The organism is Desulforhopalus sp. IMCC35007 (assembly GCF_005116575.1).
Lineage (GTDB): Bacteria > Desulfobacterota > Desulfobulbia > Desulfobulbales > Desulfocapsaceae > Desulforhopalus_A.
In genome coordinates this window covers 38,114-44,237 of sequence record NZ_SWCN01000032.1, presented here as the reverse complement: position 1 = coordinate 44,237, position 6,124 = coordinate 38,114, and the positions used below count along the sequence as shown (strand labels likewise).

Sequence of the window (6,124 nt, the reverse complement as noted above, 5' to 3'; positions counted from 1 at the left end):
GTTTAGCAACTCCTTGCCCCCTTTAATGATTTTTGCAAATCATCATAGCAGAGGCCTTGCTTAAGGTGGTCAATTTTCGGTTAGCACAACACCCATTTACTGATCAATTTTAGGTTAGCACAACTAACCAGCCTTTGCCCGAAAGCTGCAAGATGCTGGTGTAGAAATCCGCTACTATAATACAGCCGGGATTCAACGTTTTTTCGCAATACAACACAGGACCCATAGAAAAATGTTGATCGTGGATAATATAACGGCGATTATTGGCGGGCGTAATATTGGCGATGACTATTTTGACCTATCCCATCATTACAATTTTATAGACAGTGATATCTGGGTAAAAGGTGAAATTGTACATTCAATATCTAAAAGTTTCGATCTCTACTGGAATTCAGAATGGACAGAGACACCCGAATATGAAGATGAACCCGGCAATGAGGAGGTACTTAGCCAAACAGAAGAAAGCAAGGATGCAGTCGACTGGCTCAAAGAAAAAGGTGTGGATGAATCATTAAAAAAGCTCCTGCGCAAGCGTCCAACATTGACGAGCATTCACACGTGCTCAGATATCCAGTTCATTACAGACCACCCAGGATCAGGGGTTGAAAAAAGAGTCGTTTACAAAGCCATAGTTGAACTTGCAAAGGAAGCAAAACAAAGAATACGCATAGAGTCACCTTATCTTGTTTTAAGACAAGATGGACTCGAAGACTTTCGTAATCTCAGTAACAGGGGCGTTTCAATCAATGTTCTGACTAACAGCCTCTATTCGACAGATGCCTACTATACGGTTGCGGCCTTACTCCCAATGTTGGATGATTTTCAAAAGCTACCAGCCTTGAACCTTTATGCCTACAAAGGAATGGAGTTGAAACAGCAGAATGGAAATTATCAGGATAAAGCAATCAGCTCAACCCACTGGGGTGTACACGCCAAAAGAGCAATCATCGACGATCAGATACTGGTTGTTGGCACCTACAATATTGACCCAAGATCAGCAAACCTAAATTCCGAACTCATTCTGGTTTGCAGGGGCAATACTGATCTTGTTGGCGAGGCTATTTCAAGCTTTGAACTAAGAAAAAACGGGGCCCAACTGATTACCGGCACCCCAAACCCAACAGGCAAGCAAGGGCTACTGGCAGGTGCAGAAAAGGAAAAAATATGGAAGACTTATGGGATAATGCCCTTTGCCAGATGGTTCGGTTTTCTTTTGTAAAAGTTTCCTTTCTACTGATCATGGGCATGGGGTTTTCTTTTGAAGTTAAACAAAAGGGTTACCACCCATGCCGAGGTACCACCTAAGAGCACCACCAGGACGTGCGTGATCTATAGGGGGTCCCAGTTCACCTCGGTGTATTGAGATAATCACTCCATTTTGAAGTGAGGTGATGGCAGACACGCCTGTTGAATCTCTGACTTCCAATAGTCAAAATATCTCCTATAGATTCAAACCTGCCACCTCATCCTGGAGTCTGTCTAAGCAGATCTAGACAAAGATTTCTGTACGCGTGTAACTTTTTATGAGGACTGCAGAATTATTTTGATCGATTCCGATACCTTGTCGGCAAGAGAATCCATATCTGAATTAATGTCCAGTACAAGCTCTGTGCAGATGTTGGACAGCATTAAGTTCAAACCTCTTTCCTCTGAAATCCTGAAGTCAGTTCGTACACCTACAACCGGTTTTTTAGTTGCATAGGCATATCCAATTTCAACACTTGTTCCGGAATCTGCATCTGCCCCATCCAAAATTGCAACCACAAGGTCGCAATTTTCTATCATTTCTAGACAATCCCTAAAAACTAGATATTGTCCATTATCCTGCAAGAGATAAGATGGCGCTCGCTCTTGAGGCAATACTATTTCTATTTTTGGTACTCTAGCTTTAAGATGGCTGGAAAAATCAAGGTTGAATTGCTTCTCAGCCATCGTAAACAATGGTCCGGCAAAGTATATAGATTTCATTTTTTCACCACAGTTGAAATTGGTTATAGATACATAGACTCTGGAATTATCAATAAGTAAATACGCTATCTGAAGTCTTGTAGAAAGTCCTGGAGAAAGGTCTCCATCCCATCATGAGGCAGTGGTTGGGCTGGGATAAGGCCTGGCGTGTAACCACGTTTTTGAAATGGGGAGAGCAACTGCGGGTTTCGACTGATGATGTGCACCGGCACAGACCAGGGTTGACCATCGCCTGTAAGATGTAAATTAGGTTGGTGATCACCCATGATGATGATAAGGGTGTCGTCTTTCACATACTTTGCAAAGTAGTCGCCCAGGGTCACAAATTCGTAGTCCAGAGAGCGGAGGTAAGCACTCCCCGCGTTTTGAAGATTAGGCCATTGGATAGGGTAGCGGACAAGCGGCTGGTCATTATAAATACCACCATCACCGATGGTATCCCATTTATCTATGAATGACGGTTGAATATTATAAGCCGCATGGGTGCTGATCAATACATAGCGAATAAAATGCGGTTGCTCGTGAGAATTGAATTCGTGACGATGAACATAGTCAAGGACAAATTGATCCGGCATTGGAGCCCAGCCAAAAGTCGGCCCCTTATAGTTGAAATGGTTTGCGTAATACGCCTGTTCATAACCATAATAAGTCCCTTCCGGATAGACAAAACGTGTACCGGGCATCACTGAAACGGTACGATAGCCGCTCTTGCGAAAATAGGAGGCCATGGGCTGCAGGGAGGAACGCAGTAAGGCTGTATAATCGAGATTGTTTTTTACCCGAAACCCGAATTCCAGTGTACCGTGTGCAAGCCTCGATATACCGCCGTAGGTGGGCGACGTCAAATAAGAAGAAACCGCCTTGAATCCCTGCTGATCAAGAACCTTTGCAAAGCCTGCCATGGTGGTTGTCATTGCCTCTCTATATTGAGGCCTGCTGTAGACGATATGACCATACGACTCGACCATAATTAAAAGAACATTTACGCCTTTCAGACCGTCGAGGGAGGCGGGTCCCACTCCCCTCTCCTGAGCGGTTTCCTCCATGCGGGCGACAACGGCTTGCTGTTTATTGAGCTGGTGCCGGGCGGAGAGGGCTTCCTCGTAAAGACGGACGATGGCGGGTGTTTCGGCAGGGCGCCATCCGCCGATAATCGCTGCGCTAAAAACCAGACCCGAGAGGGTCAGTACAGTAATCCGGACCGGCCTGGCTGAAAGACTTCCGGCTGCTAAACGCCAGGCATACCAGTTTAAAGCAAGGTAAACCAGCACAATCACCAGGGCGCTTGCCGATATCAGAAATACATCATCTTGATGGGTAGATGTTTTAAGGAGGTCGTAGAGCGAGAAGATGTAACCGGAATCGATATAGAGGTTCAGAGGTCGGTTGAGATACATGGGTACAACTGTATCACCGATACGAATCATTCGAAGAACTAGGAACAGAGCGTATATCGAGAGAGTCGTCCAGAATAAAAAACGCTTCGAACGGCAGGCGGCGATGGCTAAGACAATGAACAACATCCAGCAATCAATCGACGGCCGCACAAGCTTCCAGGACAACCAGTGGTCTGCGGGATAGTCAAAATTGAGCACTACACTGAGGAAGAAAAAAGCACCAAGGAGCTGAACCAGCGAGATATAAAAGTTTTTTCCAGAGTTCATGGCAGAGCTGAGGTGTATTGTACCAGAAGGTCAAGGTGACGGGCCAGAAAAGACAATTCCCCGGCCTCAATTTGCTGATGCCGCAGGCGGGCCCAATGAGTGAGGTTGGCAACCTCAGACGGTGGATTTTTATCTTTTGCAAGCTCCCTTTCTATTGTTTCAATAATAGCATGCAGAAAAAACGTCTCATCAAGAGAGTATCCGCCTGTTCTAGGGTGGATGACCCAGTCCGAGCTGCCGGCAGCCAGGATTTCTAAACCTGCACTTTGTGCAAAAGTAAGCAGTCTCCGACCTGTGTGGCTTGCCCCGGTCAGACGGACCTCCATGGAGCCATGATAACGTTTCATAATTTCTTCTTCACCTTCATAATGGGGCAAAAAGACGGTTTCACCATCGAAGTTGCAGGTGAAATAGGCCAGGCCGCCATCGGTGAGCCGTGACAGGAGTCGCGGCAGCACGACGGGAAAATCTACAAGGTCAAGCACTGCATGGGCGATGATGAGATGAAACGGGCCCAGTGAAGCGGAATTGTCCGCCAGCTCTTCTGCTCGAGCGACCTCAAGCCTCAGCGAAACATCAGCGTTTGCAGTACTCAGCTGACCACCATCACTGGCCCACGACCAGCTGTGTCCATGCTTTCCCGCCCATTGCGACAGGCGTTTTCGTGCCGCCCCGAGTTGGCGCGGGTCCATGTCTGTTGCCAGATAGGATGAAGGCCCTGTCAATATTCCCCAATCAACCAGTCGTTCGAGCATCGTACCAATGCCTGTACCGAGCTCGAGAATCTTCAATGGAGCACCGTCTGCTAATTGTTGCATGGCCTGGTGCAACGTCTCCAGGACGTGATGATTAAGAGCCCGGTCATCAATGCTTTTCTTGGCGGCAAGGTAGCTGGGATCAAAACTCTTCGCTGTTTCATCCCCTGCTCGCTGTTGTTTTCTGCAATTCAGGTAATTATCCGGCTGCATCGGCATCCCTTGGTCCTGAGCTTTTCTGGATTAAATAGTGTCCGGAAGCTCTCTGAGCTTTCGGAGAAATGTGTCGATAGCCTCTATGCTATCCTGCCACTTCGGCCGGCTGCAATAGGTCGAACAGGCGGCCTGGGCCATTTGCTGCAGTTGCTCTCGATCCTGATGCAGTTGCAGAAGCAGCGGCGCCAGTCCTGCCAGGTCGTCTGGGTCAAGCAGAAAGCCGTTTGTTCCATGGCTGATGGTCTCATGCGCGGCTCCATTACTGCAACCTATTGCCGGCAAGCCAAAGGCCATTGCCTCGAGAATGGCAATGCCGAAGCCCTCGTAGGCGTAGGGCATGCAGAAAAGATGGCTGGTGCTGAGGATTGAAACAAGGTCGCCATCCTGGAGAGGACCCAGAAAACGAACCGAATCCGCAAGGTCGAGTTCGCGGATGAGTTTTTCCGCCCTCGCCGTATAGGCAGGATCGAAGTCGAGCCCGCCGGCAATCGACAGGCGCCAGACCTCCCGGTCGAGATGGGCCAAGGCGGAAAGCAGTGGCAGCAGGCCTTTTCTGGGAATGACAATGCCCAGAAAAAGCAATTCCAGGGGGCCTGGTCGATGGGTTCGTTTGGCAATGACTTCAGCAGAAAGAGGGCTTCCGAAACGGTCTCCGGCTGGATAGGCAATAACCAGGGGCCGGTTGTGTTCAAATAGCGATGCCACCGTCCGTCTTGTGGTTTCAGAGTTGTAGATGAAACCGTCGACAGTTGCAAGGAAACTCCGTTCCACCAGACCCAGAATCATGTTCCGCCAGCGAGGACGTGGTTCGTCACAGAGGACGTGATGGACGAGGGCCACCAAAAGCGGGCGGTCTGCTTGTCTGCGAAGCCTTTTGTTTATAAGGAAAAGAGAAGGATGGCAGAGTTCGTCCTGTATGAGAATATCGAAGCCTCCTGCCAGCAGGCGGCGCCAGAGCCCCTGGGAAAAAACACTGCAAAGTCGCCTCAGATAGGAACCTGGGGGTAAACTGATAACTTCCACCTCATGTCCGAGTCCGGTCAAACCCTCGACCACAAAACGGTCATAGAGGTAGCCGCCGGTGAGAGTATCCAGGCTGCCGTAGATGATGAAGCCGATCCGCATCAGAGAGTCGCCCGGTAAGATGTCCAGGCGATGTCATCCTCCCAGATGGTAACAGTTAGAGCTTCCAGCTGAAAAGACTCAAGCCGCTTTGTAAAAATGTCATGGATGACATTGGCAAGTCTTTCGATACTGGGGTTGATCCCTTCGAAGGCGGCAAGTGTATTGAGGTACTGGCCCTGGAAAACAGCTGTAACCTCGTCCAAATGGTGCTCCACCTCGACAATATCTACCAGAAAACCGTGTTGATCCAACTCTTTTTTTTCTAGGATCAATTCGAGCTGGTAGTTGTGGCTGTGCTCGACATTTTCATCCCCCCAGTCGCCGCCAATAAGGTGATGGCGGGCGCTGAATTTACGTCGCATTCCGAGCCTGTACATGATTTCTCTCCTTGCTTGT

General features: G+C 48.6%; 6 protein-coding genes. 1 reads left to right on the top strand and 5 read right to left on the bottom strand.

Translation table 11 applies throughout. From position 1 onward, the window contains the following. Positions 1 to 145 precede the first annotated feature (145 nt). On the top strand, positions 146 to 1,219 hold the full coding sequence (locus tag FCL48_RS22365; RefSeq protein WP_256374309.1) for a phosphatidylserine/phosphatidylglycerophosphate/cardiolipin synthase family protein: 1,074 nt from the start codon (positions 146 to 148) through the stop codon (positions 1,217 to 1,219). 302 nt (positions 1,220 to 1,521) lie between these two features. On the opposite strand, the gene FCL48_RS22360 is transcribed toward FCL48_RS22365, so the two are convergent. From FCL48_RS22360 to FCL48_RS22340, 5 genes are all read right to left on the bottom strand, one after another. Further along, positions 1,522 to 1,968, bottom strand: a complete 447-nt coding sequence (locus FCL48_RS22360) for a nucleoside 2-deoxyribosyltransferase (protein ID WP_136875871.1) — start codon at positions 1,966 to 1,968, stop codon at positions 1,522 to 1,524. 65 nt (positions 1,969 to 2,033) lie between these two features. After that, positions 2,034 to 3,632 carry a sulfatase-like hydrolase/transferase gene (locus FCL48_RS22355; protein ID WP_136875870.1) on the bottom strand — a complete coding sequence of 533 codons (1,599 nt, stop codon included), beginning with the start codon at positions 3,630 to 3,632 and terminating at the stop codon, positions 2,034 to 2,036. Next, entirely contained in the window at positions 3,629 to 4,600 is a 972-nt protein-coding gene (locus FCL48_RS22350) for a bifunctional 2-polyprenyl-6-hydroxyphenol methylase/3-demethylubiquinol 3-O-methyltransferase UbiG (RefSeq protein ID WP_169309334.1), read from the bottom strand. The genes FCL48_RS22355 and FCL48_RS22350 overlap by 4 nt, the downstream gene beginning before the upstream one ends. A gap of 30 nt (positions 4,601 to 4,630) precedes the next feature. Further along, the gene (locus FCL48_RS22345) at positions 4,631 to 5,728 is read right to left on the bottom strand and encodes a glycosyltransferase family 4 protein (protein ID WP_136875866.1); all 1,098 of its coding nucleotides are present in this window, start codon (positions 5,726 to 5,728) and stop codon (positions 4,631 to 4,633) included. Further along, positions 5,728 to 6,105: a 6-carboxytetrahydropterin synthase gene (locus FCL48_RS22340; RefSeq protein WP_136875864.1), complete on the bottom strand. Its 378-nt coding sequence runs from the start codon at positions 6,103 to 6,105 to the stop codon at positions 5,728 to 5,730. The genes FCL48_RS22345 and FCL48_RS22340 overlap by 1 nt, the downstream gene beginning before the upstream one ends. Positions 6,106 to 6,124: the final 19 nt, after the last annotated feature.